This is a genomic window from Syntrophotaleaceae bacterium (genome assembly GCA_041390365.1).
Lineage (GTDB): Bacteria > Desulfobacterota > Desulfuromonadia > Desulfuromonadales > Syntrophotaleaceae > JAWKQB01.
This window is the reverse complement of record JAWKQB010000002.1, coordinates 184,039-206,312: the sequence shown is the minus strand read 5'-3', so window position 1 is coordinate 206,312 and position 22,274 is coordinate 184,039. Positions and strand designations below refer to the sequence as shown.

Annotated in this window: 14 protein-coding genes; 12 read left to right on the top strand and 2 right to left on the bottom strand. The window is 58.2% G+C overall.

The window, feature by feature from the left end:
- Positions 1-83: 83 nt before the first annotated feature.
- Positions 84-752, bottom strand: a complete 669-nt coding sequence (locus R2940_08265; GenBank protein ID MEZ4599768.1) for a hypothetical protein — start codon at positions 750-752, stop codon at positions 84-86.
- A gap of 631 nt (positions 753-1,383) precedes the next feature.
- Between R2940_08265 and R2940_08260 the strand changes: the two genes are divergently transcribed.
- The 8 genes from R2940_08260 (at position 1,384) to R2940_08225 (ending at position 10,381) form a co-directional block, all read left to right on the top strand.
- Positions 1,384-2,718: a sigma-54 dependent transcriptional regulator gene (locus tag R2940_08260; GenBank protein ID MEZ4599767.1), complete on the top strand. Its 1,335-nt coding sequence runs from the start codon at positions 1,384-1,386 to the stop codon at positions 2,716-2,718.
- A gap of 105 nt (positions 2,719-2,823) precedes the next feature.
- A complete protein-coding gene (locus tag R2940_08255; GenBank protein ID MEZ4599766.1) occupies positions 2,824-4,524 on the top strand; it encodes a transporter in 1,701 nt (566 codons plus the stop codon).
- Between the two features lie 501 nt (positions 4,525-5,025).
- Positions 5,026-5,703, top strand: a complete 678-nt coding sequence (locus R2940_08250; GenBank protein ID MEZ4599765.1) for a PilZ domain-containing protein — start codon at positions 5,026-5,028, stop codon at positions 5,701-5,703.
- A gap of 272 nt (positions 5,704-5,975) precedes the next feature.
- Entirely contained in the window at positions 5,976-6,227 is a 252-nt protein-coding gene (locus R2940_08245; GenBank protein ID MEZ4599764.1) for a hypothetical protein, read from the top strand.
- Between the two features lie 275 nt (positions 6,228-6,502).
- The gene (locus R2940_08240) at positions 6,503-7,429 is read left to right on the top strand and encodes a proline dehydrogenase family protein (GenBank protein ID MEZ4599763.1); all 927 of its coding nucleotides are present in this window, start codon (positions 6,503-6,505) and stop codon (positions 7,427-7,429) included.
- Positions 7,430-7,476: 47 nt separating this feature from the next.
- The gene (locus R2940_08235) at positions 7,477-8,556 is read left to right on the top strand and encodes a GNAT family N-acetyltransferase (protein MEZ4599762.1); all 1,080 of its coding nucleotides are present in this window, start codon (positions 7,477-7,479) and stop codon (positions 8,554-8,556) included.
- A gap of 348 nt (positions 8,557-8,904) precedes the next feature.
- Positions 8,905-9,846 carry a P-loop NTPase gene (locus R2940_08230; protein MEZ4599761.1) on the top strand — a complete coding sequence of 314 codons (942 nt, stop codon included), beginning with the start codon at positions 8,905-8,907 and terminating at the stop codon, positions 9,844-9,846.
- Positions 9,833-10,381 (top strand): helix-turn-helix domain-containing protein, encoded by a 549-nt coding sequence (locus R2940_08225; protein ID MEZ4599760.1) that lies wholly within the window; start codon positions 9,833-9,835, stop codon positions 10,379-10,381. Before R2940_08230 ends, R2940_08225 begins: the two co-directional genes overlap by 14 nt.
- A gap of 13 nt (positions 10,382-10,394) precedes the next feature.
- Here R2940_08225 and R2940_08220 read toward each other — a convergent pair whose 3' ends face one another.
- Positions 10,395-10,937 (bottom strand): DUF421 domain-containing protein, encoded by a 543-nt coding sequence (locus R2940_08220; GenBank protein MEZ4599759.1) that lies wholly within the window; start codon positions 10,935-10,937, stop codon positions 10,395-10,397.
- A 262-nt stretch (positions 10,938-11,199) separates the two neighbouring features.
- Here R2940_08220 and R2940_08215 point away from each other — a divergent pair, with 262 nt between their 5' ends.
- From R2940_08215 to uvrA, 4 genes are all read left to right on the top strand, one after another.
- On the top strand, positions 11,200-12,051 hold the full coding sequence (locus R2940_08215) for a PhnD/SsuA/transferrin family substrate-binding protein (protein MEZ4599758.1): 852 nt from the start codon (positions 11,200-11,202) through the stop codon (positions 12,049-12,051).
- Positions 12,052-15,312 carry a PAS domain S-box protein gene (locus tag R2940_08210; GenBank protein MEZ4599757.1) on the top strand — a complete coding sequence of 1,087 codons (3,261 nt, stop codon included), beginning with the start codon at positions 12,052-12,054 and terminating at the stop codon, positions 15,310-15,312.
- 52 nt (positions 15,313-15,364) lie between these two features.
- Positions 15,365-16,435 carry a response regulator gene (locus tag R2940_08205; GenBank protein MEZ4599756.1) on the top strand — a complete coding sequence of 357 codons (1,071 nt, stop codon included), beginning with the start codon at positions 15,365-15,367 and terminating at the stop codon, positions 16,433-16,435.
- Between the two features lie 163 nt (positions 16,436-16,598).
- A complete protein-coding gene (gene uvrA / locus R2940_08200; GenBank protein MEZ4599755.1) occupies positions 16,599-22,274 on the top strand; it encodes an excinuclease ABC subunit UvrA in 5,676 nt (1,891 codons plus the stop codon).

The following is a 22,274-nucleotide window of genomic DNA, read 5'->3' as shown; positions in this document are numbered from 1 at the left end:
TCATGTGAGGTTGCATTGGACGTCAGCCTGTACGCCGGGAAAGGCCGGCGACGGCACTGCACCGCCGCCGGGAAACATCTTTTTTACTGAGCAGCCTGGTTAATCAGGTTCGCCTGCACACTGATGGATTGCTGGGTCTGGGACATCAGCCCCGTATTCTGGGAATTGGTGAAAATTCCGTTGGCACTGAAGTTGTCCCCATGAGCGAAGCAGTTGTCTCCGGTTTTGACTTCCACTTTGCCGCCATACAGACCGTAGCCGGTCCCGATGTAATTGAAGGCCACGCTTCCGCTGAGCACGCTGGCGGCAACCTTGACGTCGATATCGCCGATGGTGAGACTGCTGTCGAAGTTGCCGACGTCGGTAATATCGTCCACTACAACGGAATTATCGTTTGCAGCCTGCTTGGCCACCTGGATATCGTTGCCGATGGGGCCGTTGAGGTTGTCTTCGATAATCGCTGAGTTGCCGAATGCGACATTATTGTCGTTGAGGCTGTCGTCAACGGCAACAGATTGGTCGTTGGCCGCCTGCTTGGCGACCTGGGTGTCGTTGCCGATGGGGCCGTTGAGGTTGTCCTCGATGATGGCCGAGTTCACTGCGGCAACGTCGTTGTAATTGAGATTGTCCTGGACGGCCAAAGACATGTTGTCGGCCACGTTGGAGTCCTCGATTGCCGAACCTTGGGCGGGGATGCCCAAAGCCAGCAGCGCGATAGCCAATGGTAATCCTAAAACTCTCCATCTCTTCATGTACTGCCTCCTTTGTCTTGGTGACGAGTTCAATTGCCAATCGTTGTGATAGCTGGAAAGACACCCGGCATACGGACTTCTCTAAGGGCAAGGAGCGTACCATTCGATGCACTATGACCGTAAATTATTGTTTCCAAACAATAATTTAGCAAAAAGAGGCACTTCCGGGGAAAGCTGGAAAGGGGCCGGATTGTAAAGTAAATGAAACAGGTCTCATACCGGAGGCCGGCGAAGTAGAGAGCGGGACAGCCTGTTTAACAGGGCATGCCCACCACTCCCAGCCAGGCCGGCACCTGTAACGGATATGTTACATCCCGCCAAGATATTCACGCTGCAATGGGTCGATTCGCCTGCCTAAAAATGGAGTGCCAGGGTTGACATCGAATATTTTCATTATAGGATATACATCATGACAAAATCTTAATTGCTGCAATCATTTTGGTTTGATCAGATGGACGGCCAGGAGATTCCTCTTTTCGACATCATGTCCCTCTGCCAGTTCTCCTGCCAGACAATCACTGTGCTGACCAGTACTCCTGTGACAGCCTCGACAGCGAGAGCCCCTGCTGTCCGGGATCACTCATATTGGGGAAATGCCTGAGATTGGATTATCAACTGAGGGAGACAGACAATGTTGACCCGAAAGCTGCTTGTCCTGCAACTCGATGCGGACTCGCTTGCCCCGTTGTCAGGAGTTATTGAAGAGGGCTGGGAAATCGTTCAGGCAAGGGGTATCGATCAGGCAAGAGAATTGAAATCCGCCAACGAGGATTGCGTAGTAGGCATTCTGGCCATCAACCGTTTCAGTGATGATCTACTGGAAGATATTGAAAAGATTTTTTCGGCATGCCGAAACATGGAATGGATTGCCCTCCTGCCCGCCGATTGCATGTCCCGGTTTCTGTTGTGCAAATTTGTCGCTCATAATTTCTACGATTATCATACCCTTCCACCGGATCTGCCCCGTCTGCTGGTCACCCTCGGACGCGCTTACGGCAAGGGCAGATTGAAGGACAAGCTTCGAAACAACCCTCCATCCGGCTTCGATTACCAGATGATCGGCAACAGCCCGGTCATGCGTGAGCTTTTTTCCGATCTTGCAAAAATCCGGCACGCAGAAAGCCCTGTTCTGATCCGAGGGGAAAGCGGTACGGGCAAGGAATTGGCGGCGAGGGCGATACATCGTCATTCCGCACGTCACAAGGGCCCCTTCATCGCCGTGAATTGCGGCGCCCTGCCTATCCATCTCATCCAATCCGAACTATTCGGGCATGAAAAAGGCGCTTTCACCGGCGCCAATCAACGCAAGATCGGGCATTTTGAGGCGGCCGGCGGCGGCACAATCCTTCTCGACGAAATCGGCGATCTGCCGCTCAATCTGCAAGTGAACCTGTTGCGCTTTCTTCAGGAGAAAACCATCGAAAGGATCGGTTCGACCCGGAGCATTCCCTTGGATGTCCGCGTTATTGCCGCTACCCATGTGAATCTTGAAAAGGCTGTGAAAGAGGGGACCTTTCGCGAGGACCTCTATTACCGTCTGAATGTGCTGCACCTGAAAATGCCCCCCCTTCGGGAACGCGAGGGGGATATCGAATTACTGGCCATTACCTTTTTCGAGAAGTTTTCCCGCGAGCAGATCTCCAAAGCCAAAGGTTTCAGCAAACAGGCCATGCTGACCATGCGAACCCACGACTGGCAGGGTAATGTGAGGGAGTTGATCAACAGGGTACAACGGGCGGTCATAATGACCGAAAACACCCTTATCACCCCTGCCGACCTTGGGCTGGAGAAGAGGACTGCCACAAGAAGCAGGATTTCTTTGGACGACGCGCGGGACAAAGCCGAAATGGAAACCATCCAGCGCTGTCTGAAAATGAACGGAAACAACGTGTCCCAAACTGCGCGGCATCTCGGAGTGTCGCGAGTCACTCTTTATCGCCTGATGAACAAATTCAATATCGTATGAAGATCCTTCTCTTTCGAACTGGAACTCCGGGCCGGAAGGGGCAAGCCCCCGGTTCCCGGAATCCCCTTTCCAACAGGCTGCTTTTGACTGCTAAAGGAGGGTTATATGCGGACTTTGGCCCTGATCTTTTCTCTTGCACTGCTTCTGCTTTACCCGAACCTCTGTCTGAGTCTTGAGGAACCGTCGTCAAAAGATGTGCCCGCCAGGAAACTGCTGTCCCTGATGGTAGGCGAAGGCCGAGCGCTTCTGGAGACAGACGGAAAAATTGAGGGTTTTCGTTACTTCGAACTGACCGGGCCGGCCCGCCTTGTCCTCGATATTCAGAAGGTGGTCCCGGAGCTGGAAAAAGCGTCCTATCCTGCAACGGACGGATTCAAAATTTTGCGGGTGGGACACGATCATGGGACAACCAGAGTCGTGCTCGAAGCCGAGCACTCCAACCTGCCTTCCTATTCCATAAAACAGAGGGATCGCACCATAGAAGTCACATGGCAAAAACAGCTTCCCGCTCCGATTTCCGAAAAAACCTCTTCCACCATCAGTGGCCGGGGCCCCGGGGAGTCCGAATTGTCAGGGCAGACGCCTACCCCGGAAGAGATGACCCGAATGCGGCAATTCCTGGAGGCGGAAAGGGAGCAACTCGCACGGCTGCAGCAGCAGTTTGCGGAGGAGCAGTCCAGATACATGGCCTATCGGGACAAGTTGGAAAAGACCATGAATGAACAACAGCAGCGGATCGAAGCCATGCAGGTGAAACTGGGAATGGCAAAACCATCGACACAGCCCGCCCAACCCGTCACGCCCGCCACCACGACCCGGGTCGCAAGCACTGCGGGCCCTGCAACGCCGGCCCAGCCCGTCGGCCGCCCGCCGGAAAAGCAACCGGAGGAGGAAAAATATCAGGAGATCGAGGCCATATTCGAACGCCAGGGCGTGCTGACCCCGAAGGGGAAATGGGTTCTGGAGCCCTCCCTGCAATACTCCTACTCCTCTTCCACTCGGGTGGCCCTGCTTGGATATACGATCATTCCCGCCATCACCATCGGCCTGATCGACGTCAGAAGCGTCAACCGGAACGCCTTCGTCGGCGCCCTGACCACGCGCTACGGCCTGACCAACCGGATGGAACTGGAGCTGAAAATCCCCTATGTGTACCGCGATGAGTCCAGTTCGAGAGACTCCCAGAACACGGATGATACTCCCGAGTCCTTCGATTCGGACGGCAACGACCTCGGCGATATCGAATTCGGCCTGCGTTACCAGTTCAACATGCCACAGGGGAACGGCCCGATTTTCATCGGCGGCATCCGCGTCAAATCGGATAGCGGCACGGATCCTTTCGAGGTGGATATCGACCCCGACTCCAACCTGCCTTCCGAACTGCCCACCGGTTCAGGCTTCTGGGGCATTCAGCCGAGTCTGACGGCGATTTTCCCATCCGATCCTGCCGTCTTTTTCGGCTCAGTCAGCTACATGTACTATTTCGATCGAAACGATATCGATAGCGACAAATGGGGCTTCAGCGATGTGGAACCGGGCGACACCATCGGCTTCAACTTTGGGGTAGGATACGGAATTAACGAAAAAGCCTCTTTCAGCCTCGGCTATGAACACAACATCATCCTGAAATCCAAGTTTGACGATGATGAACCGCCTGGGGCGATTACCACCCACGTCGGCAGCCTGCTTCTGGGGGGATCCTACCGCTTGAGCAACAACAGCAACCTGAACCTCTCGCTTTCCGGAGGTTTGACCGAAGAGGCGCCTGATGTGCAATTGACCCTGCGGGTGCCGATGACCTTCTGACGGCATTTTAACGGAAACCGGGTTGCGCCCCAACGACTGGTTCAGTATACTGAAATTGTAGATTCCGTCGTTCCCCGTTGCCGGCAAACCACCGGCCCGGAGGTGTTAGCGGCGGAATCGGCACCCCCGCAACCACATTCCTGGGACCCGTTGTTCGGTACCGGGAATGTGCGAAACCGATGGAGAAAGTCGTTCCGGAGGTATCGGGGGAAAAGAGCCTGGTCCGTGCTTGATCTTCCGTTTAATGCGGGAGATATTAGCAAGGGGATCGGGCTCTTTTGCTTTTCCAGTCAAACAATCCGTTCTGTGTTCGTTTCGCTGGCACAACCCGGCCTCCCCAATAAGAAAACCCTGCCGGCAACAGGGGCTTCTTTCTTCTCCTTCATTGAAAAAAAGTTGACCAGCCCTCAATGAAGTTAAATCAGGTGCCGATATGAATGAGGGAAACATGTTACATTTTAATGCAGGGCTGGGACTCGACATGACGTTGAAAGGTTTGTAATGACCCAGGTTTTGATACTCGCCGACAATTCCAAAACGCGCCTTGCCCTTGAAAGCGCATTGAAAACCATTGGCATGCGGTTCGAAACGGTAAATTCCGTTCTGGAGATGCGGCGGAGGCTGCAGATCAAGGCGTTCAGCGGAACGATTCTGGATGTCCTGAAAGCCGTAAGAGCCACCCCTTCAGAAAAGGCAATCCTTCAGGAAATTTCCGATTTCTATCCGACCTTGAGACTTCGCTGGGATTCCTCGGGACAATGTTTTCGGGGCCTGCTGCTCGGCCATTCCCTGGATCGGGAAGACCCCTTGGGTCATTTTTTGGAACAATTTTGCCTCCCCAATCCGGGAAGGACTTTTCGGGAAAGCAAACGGATCACAGCACATTTTTGCGCCCTGTTAAGTCCTGACGAAAATTTTTTCGATGATCGGACAGAAAAAACCGTGACCCGCGACATCTCCCTGGGAGGCTGTTTTTTGTTTTCGGTTGGAAACTGGAATATGACCGAAAGAGCCTGGGTTCGGTTTATCCATTTTTCGGAACCTTCCCCCTACCAGGTTCAAATTCAGAACGTCATACCCTGGGGCAGCCGGGACTCCTTTCCCGGCATAGGGGTCAAGTTCATCGACCTCAACTCCTCCCAATTGAATGAACTTTGCAGAAAACTAAATCTCCCTTAGATGTTTCTCTGCCTTGACAATCGCATGTCGGCGGCTGGCGACACAAGCAAGTTGAGCGGTTAGCAGCCTATCATCAAAGCGAACCGAAAAAAACCCTGTCTCCTGTCGTCGGCAGGAGACGAAAAAAGAGCGCATTCCGGATCTTCTTTCAATAACGCCTTCCAATTATCCGTTTTTTCACGGTTTTCCAGCTTGGCACAAAGGTTGCCATCCTATCTTTAGCGACAGCCATTTGGGCAAATCATAAACCCTTACCAGAACGGAGGAAAACCATGAAAAGGATCCTGACCAACCTTTGTCTGCTGGCCGCTGTATTGTTTTCCGTCACCGCCTTTGCCGGTGAAGAAAGTGCCCCTTCGACTTTCCAAACCCTTGATGTCGATCAGGATGGATACATTTCCGGTCAGGAAGCGGCAAGCTCAGAATCCCTTAACCAGGAATTCAAGAAAGTCGACGCCAACCAGGACGGCAAACTGGACGAAGCCGAATTTGCCGCCTTCGAACCGACAGAAAAACAGAACTGAAATCTCCAGGCCCCCGGTGACCATCCGGGGGTTTTTCTCTCTTCAGAGACCCTCGCTTCATGCCATGCCCCACCTGAATATCCCCGATCACGTCCTCGATTCACTCATCAATTCAATAATTTTGGTGCGCTCTTCTCGATAATGAGAATGCATCTGGAGAAAACCCGGGCCGACAATTGAAAGATTGCTTCTATGAGCTATGCTTAACACGCAAGTCATAAGGACAAATTAATCCTAAGCCTCGTCTTGTATTGTCGGAAGGAGACATCTCAATCATGATTCGAAGCATCTTGTCGACCGTGGCCGGTCAGCCTTGGCTTCGCAAAGCGATTGTGAGCACACCGGGAATACGTGACATTGCATGGCAATTTGTTGCGGGGGAAGACCTGGATGCGGGGGTCGCGGCGGTCAAGCAGCTTAATGCCAATGCCATGAAGGGAACGTTGAATTTTATAGGAACCCATATTCGGGAGAAAGCCGAAGCGATCTCAGCAGCAGAGGCCAATATCGCTGCCCTGGAGCGCATGGGACAGGAGGGCCTGGACTGCAACCTTTCGGTCAAGCTCACCCAGATCGGTCTTGACATTGACGAATCCATGTGCCGCCATCTGCTGCGACGGATTCTCGACAGCGCCGAGAAGTTGGGAAATTTTGTCTGCATCGACATGGAGGAATCCCCCTATGTCGAAAAAACCCTCGCTATTTTCGAGGACATGCTGCAACTCTATGGCCCGGCAACGGTCGGCATTGTTCTCCAGTCCTATCTGCGCCAACGCCGAGGAGATCTCCGCCGCCTGCTCGATGCCGGTGCCAGCATCAGACTTGTGAAAGGCGGATATTGGGAAACCTCCGAGATCGTATATCGCCGGAAATCTCAAGTTGAACAAGTCTTTCGGGAGGATCTGGAGCTGCTTTTGACCCGCGGATGGCGACCGGCCATTGCCACCCACGATGCCGGTTTTCTCTTTTACTCGCAAAAGCTTTCCGCCGAAGCGGGAATTGCCCCGGATTCCTTTGAATTGCAGCTGCTCTATGGTGTTCGGACTGATCTGCAGAAACGCCTGATTCAGGAGGGATTCAATGTCCGCTGTTACGTGCCGTATGGCGGCAATTGGTATGCTTACACCCTGGGCTGCATTCGCAGGATACCGGAAGGAATTTTGCGCCGGATAAATGAATCCTGTCGCCGGGTGCCGTTTTAAAACCGCTGCGGACGGAGGACATGACGATGATCCAGGATGACCTGTTGATGACATCTGACGCGGATCGATGGCGGCAAGTTCTGCCGCCGGAGTGCTGCGTCATGGGAAGCCTTGAATATGTCCGGGTTATTGAACAACAAAGCGGTTTCCCCGCCCGACTGTTCGTCTGGAAAAGCGAGCATTCAACCATCGCCTACCCTTTTTTCCTTAGGCCGGTCAACACCCTGCCTTTCGCCGCAGGAGCCAATGAGCCTCGTTGGGATATCTTCACGCCCGAGTATACCGGACCCCTGATTGTTAAAAAGGGAGGCTTGAGTGAATCGGACCGGAAGAGCTTTGTCGAGCGGTTCGAACGGTATTGCGGCCGCAACAACATTGTGGCCGAATTCGCCCACATGACCCCCTGGCATGGCAACGAAGACCTGCTCGATCCGGCGTATACGGTACTGAATCGGGAAATCGTTTATATCGACCTGACCATGGGTGAAAGCGCTCTCTGGTCGAAATCGCTGACTTCTGATACGCGACGCATGACCCGGCAGGCGGAAAAGGCAGGGGTTCGGGTGCGCCGTGCAGAATCCATCGAGGATGTAAAAGCCTTTCAAAAACTTCATGCCTCTACAATGGACCGCCGAAAAGCCCTGGAGTGCTATAGGTTGCCGCTAAAATATTTCACCACGATATTTGAATCCATGCCGAACAACGCTTTTCTGGTCCTGGCGGAATTCGAAAACCATCTTGTGGCCGGCGGCCTTTTCTTTCATGGCGGCGACGACGTCTATTGGCACCTTTCGGCAGCGGATATGGATTATTCACGGGTTCGTCCTGTCAATCAATACCTGTGGTCTACCATCCTGTGGGCGGCCAGGACCGGGAAGCGTCGAATGCTTCTTGGCGGCGGCTACAAGGAGGATGACGGCATTTTCCGCTTCAAAGCCGGATTTTCCCCGCTGCGGGTCATGTTTTCCGTCCACAAAAGGATTCATGACGAGACGGCCTACAAAAAACTTGCTACTGCCTGGTCGCTGTACTACGGCGTGCCCCTGGGCAAGGCACAGTTCTTTCCTGCCTACCGCTCACCGGTTGAAAAAAATGAAACGGCCAACTACTCGGCAGCTAGCGGCTAGCCGCGAACTACGATCAGGAAAACTTCGCGTTGCCCCAGGTAGTGCCCCGGCAGGGCGACTTTCGGATATCTGTCGATTTGCACCGTCCTCTCAGCAATTTCTGTCACCCTCCCCTGTGTGATGGCGCATAAAGGGTGCTGTCCTATTGTCCAATCGCCTGAAATTCCTGGGCAAATGACCAAACAGTTTCATATTGGCAAGCGAATCGTCGATTTTTCCGGCCGGACGGGGGCACCTCGCTTCCAAAGTAAGAACTGGCGCCCAAACCGGCATTCCTTATGCAAAAGCAGAACAGGTCTGGCATCCTGGTTACTGACAACTCTTTATCTGGTTTATCAGGGAGGAGATTTGCAGGTAAAAGGCCTCCGGAAAAACCTCCCACGAATCTGGGCCTTTGCCAGCGGCAAAGGCGGGGTGGGCAAGTCCGTGATTACGGCGAATCTGGCCGTCGCTTTGGCCGAGCTGGGAGAAAAGTGCGTCATCCTGGATGCCGACCTGGGGGGTGCCAACCAGCATACCCTCTTCGGCATGCCTAACCCCAAGGTTTCCCTGGCCGACCTCTTTTCCCGTAAAGTCCCTTCCCTTGAGAAACTTCTCCTTCCCACCCCCGTCCCCAACCTGTGGCTGATCAGCGGCGGGCAGGCCCAACTCGATATGGCCAACCCCAAGCATGCCCTGAAAGAGAAAATTATCCGCCAACTCGGAACCCTGAAAACCCACCATGTTCTGATGGACCTCGGAGCCGGTTCGGCATTCAATGTTCTCGATTTTTTTCTCGCCGCAGAAAAACCCGTTCTGGTCGTCATGCCGGTTTTTACTGCCGTTGAAAATGCCTACCATTTTTTCAAGGCTGCTTATTTTCGAGGATTGAAAAACGCCATTAAAAGGGCCGGTGCCGCCAGGATAGTGGATCAGGCCATGGAAGAGAAGATCGTGCGAGGCATCCGCTCTCCCAGGGATCTGCTGACACGGGTCAGCGAACTGGATCCTGCGGCAGGCGCGGCCATCGAGCGGGACATCAAATCGCTTGCACCGGGGTTGATCGTCAATCAGGTTCAACGCAAGGAAGATTTGGAACTGGGGACGAAAATGTCTCTTGCCTACCGCCACTTTTTCGGTCTCCAGGCGGCCTTTCTCGGCGACATCCAGTACGACGACCGGGTTCGGGACGCCATTCGCTTGAAACGCCCGGTGATCGAAGCGTTTCCCGAGAGCGCCTTTTCCAGATCCATCAGGAAAATCGCCAGGGCCCAAATCGAAAAAAGGGAGGTCGACGATGCTGAACGCTGAAAATCATGGGAGGGACTGCGCTCTGTTGGGAATCGAAGCCGGTTTGAGCCTGCGGGAGGTCGAGCTGGCCTGGCAGAATATCCAGCAATTGTATGCGGAAGATTCTCTTGCGACTTACGGATTGCTCGACAGTGCCATGCGGCAGGAAAGGCTGGGAGAACTGAAAACGGCTTACGATAGAATTATCCAGCGACTGGCACGGTCGACACCGGGACCCCCCGTTACGGCTGGCGACAAACAGGAAGTCCGTCTGCCGCCACTCACCGAGCTGTCCCGGTCGGATTCGATTGGGCAGTCGCTGCGCCAGCTTCGGGAAAGATCAGGGCTCACCCTGAGGGACATTGCAGAGCGGACCAAAATCAGTTCCATGCGACTGGATCAGATCGAACAGGACATGTACGAACGCCTGCCGGAAGCAGTCTACCTGCGGGGGTTCGTGCTCGAATACGCCAAAATTCTGGGCTTTTGCCAGCCGCAGGAAGTGGCTCATATCTATCTGTCCCGCTGTATGAAAAAAGCAGAACCCCCACTCTGACCCGGCAAATCCCTCAGGCACTTTTTTCCTTGGCCTGCTCTGCGTTTGTGATCCCTTCGAAACTGGAAAAGTCGGGGTTTTCGCTGCGCCGGATAACACTGAAGGACCCGTCGGTTTCCATGACCACCGCCTCTACCTCGGCCAGGGAGGCAAATCCTGCGGAGCGGACTGCCGCCCGAATTTCATCCCTGGTGACCCGCGCATTCCGCATGGACTTGATCAGATATTCCCCGGCGAAAAAGAGCAGGGAGGGCTCACCGGTCACCAGCCTCCGAAACCAGCCGATCCGCACACTCGACCAGGTAATGACATACTGCAGACCCACCAGCAGGGCAAGGGCCAGCGCTCCCTGGGCCAGTGCCACGTCCTTGCTGAGCAGGATGGTGGCAAGGGTCGAACCGAAGGCGACGGTGACCACGAAATCGAAGGCGTTCATTTTCGATAGTGTTCGCTTGCCGGTCACGCGCAGAAAAAAAATCAGACTTGCATAAGCAAGGACTCCGATCGCCATTGTCCGCAGCAGTACCGACCAGCTGTCGAAAAACAGGTGTTCCATGATCCTCCCCGATCCCCCTCTTCGGGCATTTTTCGCATGAAAGTAAAAAGCGGTTGTGTCTACCTCTTCTGATCAGGTTAACTTCTTTACAGACAGATGCAGCTGCGAAGGGGAAAACAGAAAAAGAAACCGTGCCCGCCGACAATCGGGTTCCTCAACCCGGCCCGGCAATTCCAGTCTGCAATTGTGTTCAGAGTTGACAATTTAATGAGGCTGAACGAGTATACTAAAGTCTTTCATGCAATTTACCGGAGGGAACGATATGCATCGATTCGTTGGACTGCTGCTCCTGGCAAGCTTGTGCCTTGCCGGAACATCCTTTGCTCAGGAAAAAGTACGCTTTGCTCCATTGCCCATGGAAAATCGCGAGACCGTGGTCAAACAGTTCCGGCCTCTGACCGATTTTCTGCAGGAGCGCCTCGGCATCACCATCGAATACGTTTATGCCGACAGTTACAACGATCTCCTGAAAAAATTCCGCAACGGCGAAATCGATCTGGCCTACCAGGGGCCCCTGCCCTATGTCCGGCTCCGGGCCAACTATCCCCAGGCGGAACCCCTGGTCCATTTCAAGGAAGCTTCCGGCCAGGCCACCTATACCTGCTCCCTGGTAGCCTTCGCCGATTCCCGGCCCGACTTGAAGGGACTGGCGGGAGAAAGGGTCGCACTGACCCAGTCCCTTTCCACCTGCGGCTACCTGTCGACCAACGGTCTGCTCCGTCGCTACGGCAGCAGCCTGGAACAGAACCGCTACCGATACCTGGGAACACACGACGCTGTTGCCTTGGGAGTGGTCCGGGGCGAGTTCGACCTGGGAGGCCTGAAAACGGCCATTGCACGAAAGTACGCCCACATGGGGCTGTCGATGCTGACCGAAACGGCCCCTTTGCCGGGATTCGCCCTGGTAGCCAACAAGGCCACTCTCAAACCCGAGCTTCAAACCCGCATCCGGCAAGCTATCGTCGAACTGGCGCCTCAGGGGGATGATAAAAAAATGCTGGAAAGCTGGGGCGACAACATCCGCTACGGCGCCGTTCCGGCAGAGGATTCCCACTACGATGCGGTCCGCCAACTACTGGGAGGGGTGGAAATCCCCGACAAAGGCAATTTCTAGATGGGAGCTTTGCTCAAACGGCTGCTCGCCCGCTACGGGCTGGTTGCCTGCATGCTGGGGCTCACCCTCGGCGGCGGCCTGTTTCTGCACAGAACCTTGCTGCAGAAACTGGGCAGCCACTTCTCCGAGCACCAGAACACCCTGGATACGGCCTACCGCGCCAGTCTGCAGATGTACGCGCTGGCGATCGAAAATTTCTTTGTCAGCACCATCGATCAACCTGATGTTCTGCAGCTCCTCGATGCTGCCTCCTCCGACCGTCAGGAGCAGGACCTGACCCGGGGACGTCTCTATCGACGGCTTTTCCAGGCTCATCAGGCCATCAGGGAAGGGATCCCGCTTCAGCTGCAGTTCTATCTGCCGGACGGTACCAGTCTACTCCGTTTTCAGAAACCGGACCGCTATGGAGATCGGCAACTCTATTTTCAGCGCCTGGTTCTCAAAGCTGCCGAGGAAAAACACCTGGTGCAGGGCTTTGAAACGGGCAAGGTCCGCTCCGGTTTCCGCTACGTTTATCCGCTGTTTTATGAGGAACGCCTGGTCGGCTGCGTCGGCGCCAGTGTGACGGCCAAGGGAATTCGGGACGCCCTGGCCGAACTCGATTCCTCCCGCGAATACGCCTTCCTGCTCAATCGCAACCTGATAGCCCCCAACGTCTTTCCCGAACAGCAATGGCTTTACAGCCCAACCGACCTCCATCCTGACTACCTGCTCGAGGACGCCAACAGCATCCTGCCGGACAGTCCGCCGCGGCTTTCGGGGGAGGCTGCGTCCATCAACCGGCTGTTGCGGCAGGACCGGGAGGTACAGGCCGCCATGAGCCAGGGGCTGGCTCTGACCACCCATGCCAGTAGTGACGGCGCCCCCTACATTGTCTCTCTCCTGCCGATTCTCGACACCCGCGGCATTCCGGCCGGTTACCTGGCCTCCTACGCCCCCGATCCGATTTACGGCACCATCGTTCAGGAATTCCATATCTACCTGGCCAGCATGGTGCTGGTGGCGGCGGTCATCACCCTGCTCATGCTCGGATTGAAGAACCGGGCCGTTGCCCTGTCGCTGCAGCAGCGCAACCTGCGGGCCATGAACGATGCCCTGGCCGAAGGGGTATACGTCACCGATGGCAACGGAACCATCGAGCACGTCAATCCGGCAGCCTGCAAAACGCTCGGCTATGCGGAACAGGCACTGCTCGGGCAATCGGCCCACGACCTTTTCCACTCCCACAGCGACAACAGATTCCTGCCCAAGGAGGAATGTCCTTTCTATCTCGCGGCCAAAGAGGGCCGTAACTACGACGGCGAAGAGAGCTTCCTCCACCAATCCGGTTCCATACTGACGGTCAAGGTCGCCAGCCGCCCCCTCTGGAGCGAGGGGGAACTTCACGGCGCGGTCACCGCCTTCCACGACATCAGCGAGCGCAAACGGATGGAGGACGCTCTGCGGGAAAACGAGCAGATCCAGCGCACTCTCATCGAAAGCCTGCCCGTGCCTCTGGTCATCATCGACGCTCAGACCCGCGCGATCGAGGGGGCCAATCCCGCCGCCGTACAACTGATCGGCAGCACACAGGACCAAATCATCGGCCACCGCTGTCATCGCTTTCTTTGCCCCTCCGAGGAGAGCTGCTGCCCGATCCTCGATCTTCACCAAAACGTGGACAACTCGGAAAAGCTTTTGCTCCGGTTTGACGGCACCCAAATCCCTATTTTGAAGACCGTCAAACAGATCGTCATTCAGGGACGGGTCAAACTTCTGGAATGCATGATGGATATCCGCAGTCGACTGGAAGCGGAAGAGGCTCTGCGGGAAGCCAACCGCCAGCTGCAGGCGGCCACGGCCAAAGCCGAGCAACTGGCCGAGGAGGCGGAAACGGCCAATCGGGCCAAAAGCACCTTTCTGGCCAACATGAGCCACGAGATCCGCACCCCCCTGAACGCCATTCTCGGCTATTCCCAATTGCTGCAGCAGGACAAGATGCTGCATCCCGGCCACCGGGAACAGATTCAGACCATCAATCGTAGCGGCGATCACCTGCTGGAACTGATCAACGATATTCTGGAGATGTCCCGAATCGAAGCGGGACACGTGAGCTTGCAGACCGCACCCCTTGATCTTCGGCAGCTGCTCGCCGACATCGCTTCCATGTTCAAGCTTTCCTGTCAAAAGAAGGCTTTGCAGTTTGAACTGAAAATGGACGAGAGTCTGCCCAGATGCCTCGCCGCCGATCGGGCCAAACTCCGCCAGGTCCTGATCAATCTGCTTTCCAATGCCGTCAAGTTCACGACGGAAGGCGGTATCGATCTGCAGGTTGGCGGTTCGAGAACGGACAACGTCAGCTGGCACATTGTCATCGACATCAGGGATACCGGCCATGGCATCGATCCTTCCGAGCTGAACCGACTGTTCGGCGCTTTCGAGCAGACCAGGAGCGGCCGGGCTTCCGGCGAGGGGACGGGACTGGGCCTGTCGATCAGCCGTGCCTATGCGGAAAGGATGGGGGGCGAACTGCGGCTGATGGAAAGCGGCACCGGCAGAGGCAGTTGGTTTCAATTTACCTTTCAAGCGGACGAGTGCGCCGGAGAGGAACTGCAGCGGGCACCGAATGCCGGACTCGGCCGGGTGATGGCCATTGCCCCCGAACACCGGCCGGTACGGACCCTGGTTGTCGAAGACGATCCTGTCAGCCGCGTTATGCTTGAGCAGAGCCTGGCGGTAGTCGGCTTCGAGGTAAAATCGGTTTCCAGCGGAGAGGAAGCCCTGGGAATTTTTCCTGACCTGCAACCGGACGCCGTGCTGCTGGACATTCACCTGCCCGGCCTGGACGGATATGAGACCGCCCGCCGTTTGCGGGCCCTGCGGGGGGGCGACAAGACAAGCCTCCTCATGCTCACCGCCGGCGGCCTGGCCTACAAGGATCCGGCCGGAATAGCGATAGAGGCAGGAGCGGATGCCTTTTTGGCCAAACCTTTCAAACTCCAGGACCTTTACGGCTTGCTGAAGGACTTGTGCGGTCTAGGCTACATCTACGCCTCAGACGATTGCTCCCCGAAGACCAGCGTCGACCCGGAACTTTCGCGGCTGCAGGATTTGCCGGTCCCTCTCCGGGAGGCGCTTAAACAGGCTGTGGAAGAGGGGGACATGCTTCACTTCGCGGAGCTGATCAGGGATGTGGGGGAGCAGAACCATTCCCTGCAGATACACCTGGCTCAACTGGCCGATCGCTACGAATACGAAAAGCTGCTCGACCTGCTGGGCTAGGAGCCTGCCGGAAGCAGGATGTTCTCCGGCCCGATAAAATGCGAGGATAGACATGCAATCTCCCCATATCATGATCGTGGACGACACCCCGGAGAACCTGCATCTGCTGACCAATCTGCTGCGCAAAGCTGAATTTCGGGTCAGCGCCTTCCCCCAGGGGGCGATGGCCCTGAGAGCCGCCGGCCAGCGGCCACCCGACCTGATCCTGATGGACATCTGTATGCCGGGTATGGACGGCTATGAGCTCTGCTCCCGCTTCAAGGCCGACACAAGCCTGCGCGAAATCCCCATCATCTTCATCAGCGCCCTCGACGACAGCATCGACAAGACCCGGGCGTTTCAGGCCGGCGGAGTCGATTACATCACCAAACCGTTTCAGATCGAGGAGGTTCAGGCCCGGGTCAACACTCACCTGCTTCTGCGCCGGGCCCAGCAGCGGTTGAAGGATGCCAATCTGTCCCTCGAACAGCAGGTCGCCGACCAGTTGCAGGAGATCAACCGCTCCCAGCTGGCCATGATCTTCGCCCTTGCCAAGCTGTCCCACATGCGCGACGACGACACCGGGCTGCATCTGGAACGGGTCCAGGGATTGTGCCGGCTGCTGGCCCGGGCGCTGGCAAAGCGGCCGGGGTTCGAGGACATCATTTCCGACGACTTCATCACCATCATCTACCACGCCAGCCCGCTGCACGATGTAGGAAAAGTCGGGATCGCCGACAGCATCCTGCTCAAACAGGACAGGTTGACCGCCGAGGAATTTGCAATCATGAAGACCCATACAGTCCTCGGGGCAGCAACTCTGGAAACGGTCTTTGCCGAATATCCCGGCAACGCCTTTCTTAGAGTGGGCATCGACATCGCCAAATATCATCATGAACGCTGGGACGGCAGCGGCTATCCCTGCGGGCTCAAGGGGGAGGACATTCCCCTGAGCGCCCGCATCATGGCCCTGGTGGATGTCTACGAAGCACTGCGGGCCAGACGCCCCTACAAGGAACCCCTTCCCCATACCGAAGCGAAACGGATCATCCTCGAAAGCTGCGGAACCAGCTTCGATCCGGAAGTGGTTGAGGCTTTCTGCACCGTCGACCAGGAGTTTGAAAACCTTTATCTGAACACCTGACCAGAAGAAAAAGATCACCCGCCGCGTCATTCCTCGCGCCGCCACACTCACAACTGCCCGCCATTGCATTCTCACGCCTGTTTGCCCTAATCTAGAAGATTGAATCAGCGGCCGATTCGGCCCTTTATCCCCTGTCTCCCCGTTTTCAGAATGGCCCTTTAAGATGGACAAGAAAGAAAACATCCTCATCCGCGGCGCCCGGCAGAACAACCTGAAAAACCTCGACCTCGATCTGCCCCTGGGCGAGTTGATCGTCGTCACCGGGGTCAGCGGCTCCGGCAAATCCTCCCTGGCCTTCGACACCATCTATGCTGAAGGGCAGCGCCGCTACGTGGAAACCTTTTCCCCTTACGCGCGGCAGTTTCTCGACCGCATGGACAAACCCCAGGTTGACCGCATCGAGGGGATCCCTCCCGCCATTGCCATCGACCAGACCAACCCGGTACGCACCTCGCGCTCTACCGTGGGGACGATGACGGAGCTCAACGACCACCTCAAGCTCCTCTTCGCCCGGGCGGCCCGGCTCTACTGCGGGGGGTGCGGCCGGGAGGTCAGGCGCGACACCCCTGACGGCATCTTCGGACAGCTTCTGAGCCGGGCGGTCGGCGAACCCCGGGCGCTGATCACCTTTCCCGTCGCCGTGCCGCATAACTTCTCGGTTCAGGAGGTAAAGGACCTGCTGGCCGGCCAAGGCTACACCCGCATCCATGCGGAGCACCGATCAAATCTCGAAGTGATCCAAGATCGCGTCCGTCTCGCCGCCGACAAGCGGGACCGCATCGTCGAGAGCCTGGAAGCGGGACTTAAGGCGGGGCACGGGCGGGTCGATGTGCGTGCGGTCGCGGAGGACGGCACGGTTGGCGAGCCGTGGCGCTTCTCCGCCGACCTGCACTGCCCCGACTGCGACCTCCACTATGCCGATCCGGTACCGAACCTCTTCTCCTTCAACTCCCCTATCGGCGCCTGCGAAACCTGCCGCGGCTTCGGCCAGGTCATCGGCGTCGATTACGGCCTGGTGATACCGGACGAAGGGAAAACCCTGGCGGAAGGGGCGATCAAACCGTGGCAGACCGAAAGTTATCGCGAGTGCCAGGACGACCTGCTGCGCTTCGCGAAAAAACGGGGTGTTCCGGTGGACGTCCCCTGGCGAAAGCTGACCCAGGAACAGCGCCGCTGGGTGATCGAGGGGGAAGGGAGCTGGGAGGACGGACTCTGGTACGGCGCACAGCGCTTCTTCGGCTGGCTGGAGACGAAGAGCTACAAAATGCACATCCGCGTCCTCCTCTCCCGCTACCGGGCCTACAACCCCTGCCCGGCTTGCGAAGGAGCGCGCCTCAAACCAGAAGCCCTCCTCTGGCGGATCGGGACAGGCTCCGAGGGGACTGGCTCCGAAAGGTGCCCCTCCCCTGGCTTGCTCACCATCCACGACGTCATGCTGCTCCCCATCGACCGCTGCCTGGAGTTCTTCGATCGCCTGCAGCTGCCGAAACCGCTGGACGAGGCCACCGACCTGCTGCTCGGCGAGATCCGCTCCCGCCTGCGCTACCTGACGGAGGTCGGTCTCGGCTATCTCACCCTGGACCGCCAGTCCCGCACTCTGTCCGGCGGCGAGGTGCAGCGGATCAATCTGACCACCGCCCTCGGCACCAGCCTGGTCGGCACCCTCTTCGTCCTCGACGAGCCGAGCATTGGCCTGCATCCGCGGGACATGGAACGGGTGGCCGGAGTTTTACAGAGGCTGCGGGATGCGGGCAATTCGCTGCTGGTGGTCGAACACGACCCCCAGATCATGCTCGCCGCCGACCGCATCCTCGACATCGGTCCCGGACCGGGGACACGGGGAGGTGAAATTGTCTTTTTCGGCACTCCCGCCGAGCTGCGCCAATCCCGGACCTCCGAAACCGCGCACTACCTGACCGGCCGCAAAAGGGTCCTTGCCCGGCCCCTCTCCGCGGCGCCGGAACCGGCCGCTCCCCACCTGGAGATACGCGGCGCGGCCGCCCACAACCTGAAGGGGATCGACGTCCGCCTGCCCCTCAACCGGCTGGTGGTCCTCACCGGCGTCAGCGGCTCGGGCAAATCGACCCTGGTGAAACAGGTCCTCTATCCCGGCCTGTGCAAAATCAAGGGGAAACCGGTGGAAACACCCGGCACATTCAGGGAGATTCTCGGCCATGAGCATTTCGCCGATGTCGTTCTGGTGGATCAGACCCCCATCGGCCGCACCACCCGGTCCAATCCCGCCAGTTACGTCGGGGCCTTCGACGCCATCCGCAAGCTGTTTGCCGCCGAACCCCTGGCGAAGGACCGGGGCTATACCCTCGGCACCTTCAGCTTCAACTCGGGAACCGGGCGCTGCCCCTCCTGCGGCGGCAACGGCTTCGAGCACGTGGAGATGCAGTTTCTCTCCGACGTCTACCTGCGCTGTGCGGAGTGCGACGGCCGGCGCTACCGGTCGGAGATCCTCGAGGTGAAACGCCATCCGCCCGGCGGCGGTCCCGCCCGCTCCATCGCCGAGGTGCTGGAGCTGACCGTGGCCGAGGCCGCGGCTTTCTTCGCCCATGCCCCGGAAGTCCTGCGCGGGCTCGAGCCGCTGATGGCGGTGGGTCTGGACTATCTCAAGCTCGGCCAGCCGGTCCCTACCCTGTCCGGTGGCGAGGCCCAGCGGCTCAAGCTGGCCGGGCATTTGGCCAAAAAACCGCTCCCGGGTGCGGAAAGGCGGTCTCGAGGCCGGAAAGACGGTCCAGGGTCCCGGAAAGCGGTCCCGGGTCCCGGGTCCCGAGTCCAAGGTCATAAAAATCCCACAACCTTGTTCCTGTTCGATGAGCCGACGACGGGGCTGCATTTCTCCGACATCGCCCGGCTCCTCGAAGCTTTCCGCATGCTGCTGGCCGACGGACATTCGCTGCTGGTGATCGAGCACAACCTGGACGTGATCGGGGCGGCCGACTGGATCGTCGACCTGGGTCCGGAAGGGGGGGAGGCAGGCGGGGAAGTGGTCTGCACCGGCACTCCCGCCGAGATCGTGGAGAATCCGCACAGCCATACTGGCACGGCCCTGAAGATTTACCGTCAGGCTCTGCAAAACGAATCGGCAGCCTTGGTTCCCGTTCCCAATCCCGCGCCGCCCGACGCGATTCCCGCGCCAGAAGCGATCCGCATCGTCCATGCCCGCGAGCACAACCTGCGCAATATCGATCTCGCCATCCCCCGCGGGCGGTTCACCGTCATTACCGGGATCAGCGGCAGCGGCAAAAGTACGGTAGCCTTCGACATCCTCTTCGCCGAAGGGCAGCGCCGCTACCTGGAATCGCTTAACGCCTACGCCCGCCAGTTCGTGCAGCCCGCCTCCCGCCCCGACGTGGATGCGGTTTACGGCATCCCGCCCACCGTGGCCATCGAACAGCGTACCAGCCGTGGCGGCCGCAAGAGCACCGTGGCGACCATGACCGAAATCTACCATTTCCTGCGCCTGCTCTTCGTCAAGCTCGGCACCCCGTACTGCCCCGAATGCGACATCCCCATCGAGCCGCAGACCCCGGAGATGATCCTGGCCCGGACTTTTCAGGAATTTCAGGGAACGCCGATCGTCATCCTCGCCCCCCTGGTCACCGCCCGCAAGGGATACTACACCGACCTCGCCAAATGGGCGGCCGGCAAGGGATTTCCCCATCTGCTGGTGGACGGTCAGTTCCTCCCCACCGACGACTGGCCCCGTCTCGACCGCTTTCGGGAACATGACATCGCGCTGCCTGTAGGGGAATTGACCGTGACGCCCGAGGCCGAAACCGAACTGCGGGAATTGCTGTCCCGCGCCCTGGACTACGGCAAGGGAATGGTACAGATTCTCCCTGCCGCCACGGAAGCCGATGCGCCGGTGAAAAAAAGTTTCCGACGCCCTACGAAAGGTGCCTTCAAGGAAAAGGCTTTGGGCCGGTCCGCGGCGATCTTCTCCACCCGGCGCTCCTGTCCGGGCTGCGGCCGCAGCTTCGAAGAGCCCGATCCGCGCCTCTTCTCCTTCAATTCCCGTCACGGCTGGTGCGACCACTGCTACGGCACGGGACTGGTTCTGCCCGGTTTCGATGAGGCGCAATCCGGAGAAGAGATCTGGTGGAACGAATGGTGGGAGGGCGCCGAGCAGACCTGCCCGAGTTGTAGCGGTCAGAGGTTGCGGCCGGAAGCTCTGGCCGTCCGTTTCCAGGGGCGTTCCATCGCCGATCTCACCGCCTGGCCGGTGTCGGTCGCCGAGGAGTTCTTCCAGCAGCTTCCGCTCGAGGGCCGCGGTGCCGAAATCGCCCGCGACATCCTCGCCGAACTGCGGGGCCGGCTCGAGTTTCTGCGTGAGGTCGGCCTCTCCTACCTGACTCTCGACCGGGCGGCGCCGACTCTTTCCGGGGGAGAGGCCCAGCGGATCCGCCTCGCCTCCCAGCTCGGCTCCAATCTGCGCGGCGTCTGCTACATCCTCGACGAACCGACCATCGGACTCCATCCGCGGGACAACCGGATGCTGCTCGATACCCTGAAGAAGCTGGAGGGAAAGGGGAATACTGTCGTGGTGGTCGAACACGACGAGGAGACGATCCGCCGCGCCGAGCACGTGGTGGATCTGGGCCCCGGCGCCGGGGTCAACGGCGGCCGGGTGGTGGCGGCCGGCTCCGTCGAGGACATCATGAACCATCCGGAATCGCTGACCGGCCGTTATCTCGCCCGCCCCCTGCAACATCCCCTGGAAGGGAGCCGGCCTAAGCCGCCCGGCCCGGATGCCCCCCGCCTGGCAATCATCGGCGCCAGCCTGCACAACCTCAAGGATCTGAGCGTCTCGATCCCTGTCGAGCGGCTGGTCTGCGTCACCGGCGTCTCCGGCAGCGGCAAGAGCACTCTCGTCCGCTCGGTGCTTCACGAAAATCTGCGGTTGCTTCTTGCATCCGCCCGAACGAAAGGAGGGGAGGACAACCCGCCCCTGCGCGGCTGTTCCGCTATTCAGGGTTGGGAGCGGATCGGCCGGGTCCTGGAAGTCGATCAGACCCCGATCGGCAAAACCCCCCGCTCCTGCCCCGCCACTTATGTCGGTTTCTGGGATGACATCCGGCGCCTCTTTGCCGGTACCGCCGAAGCACGGATGCGCGGCTACGGGCCGAGCCGGTTTTCCTTCAACGTGAAGGAAGGGCGCTGCCCCGAGTGCGAGGGGCAGGGGCTGAAAAAGATCGAGATGAGTTTTCTTCCCGACGTCAAGGTCGTCTGCGAGACCTGCGGCGGTGCCCGCTTCACCCCCGAAACCCTGACAGTGCATTACAAAGGGAAAAACGTCGGCGAGGTGCTTTCCCTCAGTGTGGACGAGGCCGTAAATCACTTTGCCGCCCATCCGAAGATTCACCACGCCCTGCAACTGCTGCAGGACGTCGGGCTCGGCTATCTGACCCTGGGGCAACCGAGCCCCACCCTGTCCGGCGGGGAGGCCCAGCGGATCAAACTCGTCACCGAACTGGCAAAAACCGGCAAGGCATCGAAGGCCGCACCGGGGCGCTCTGTCCGAGGGCCCCAATCGACCCTCTATCTGCTCGACGAGCCCACCATCGGTCTGCACATGGCCGACGTGGAAAAGCTCATCCGCGTTCTGCACCGTCTGCGCAATGCCGGAAATACGGTGGTGGTCATCGAGCACAACCTCGACATCATCGCAGAAGCCGACTGGGTGATCGATCTGGGACCGGAGGGGGGGGATGGCGGCGGCCAGGTGGTGGCCCAGGGGACCCCCGAAGACCTGGCCCGGCAGGGGGAGTTATCCCACACCGCCCGCATTCTCCGGGAGTTTCTGGCGGAGACAGGGAGAGGAAGCTGA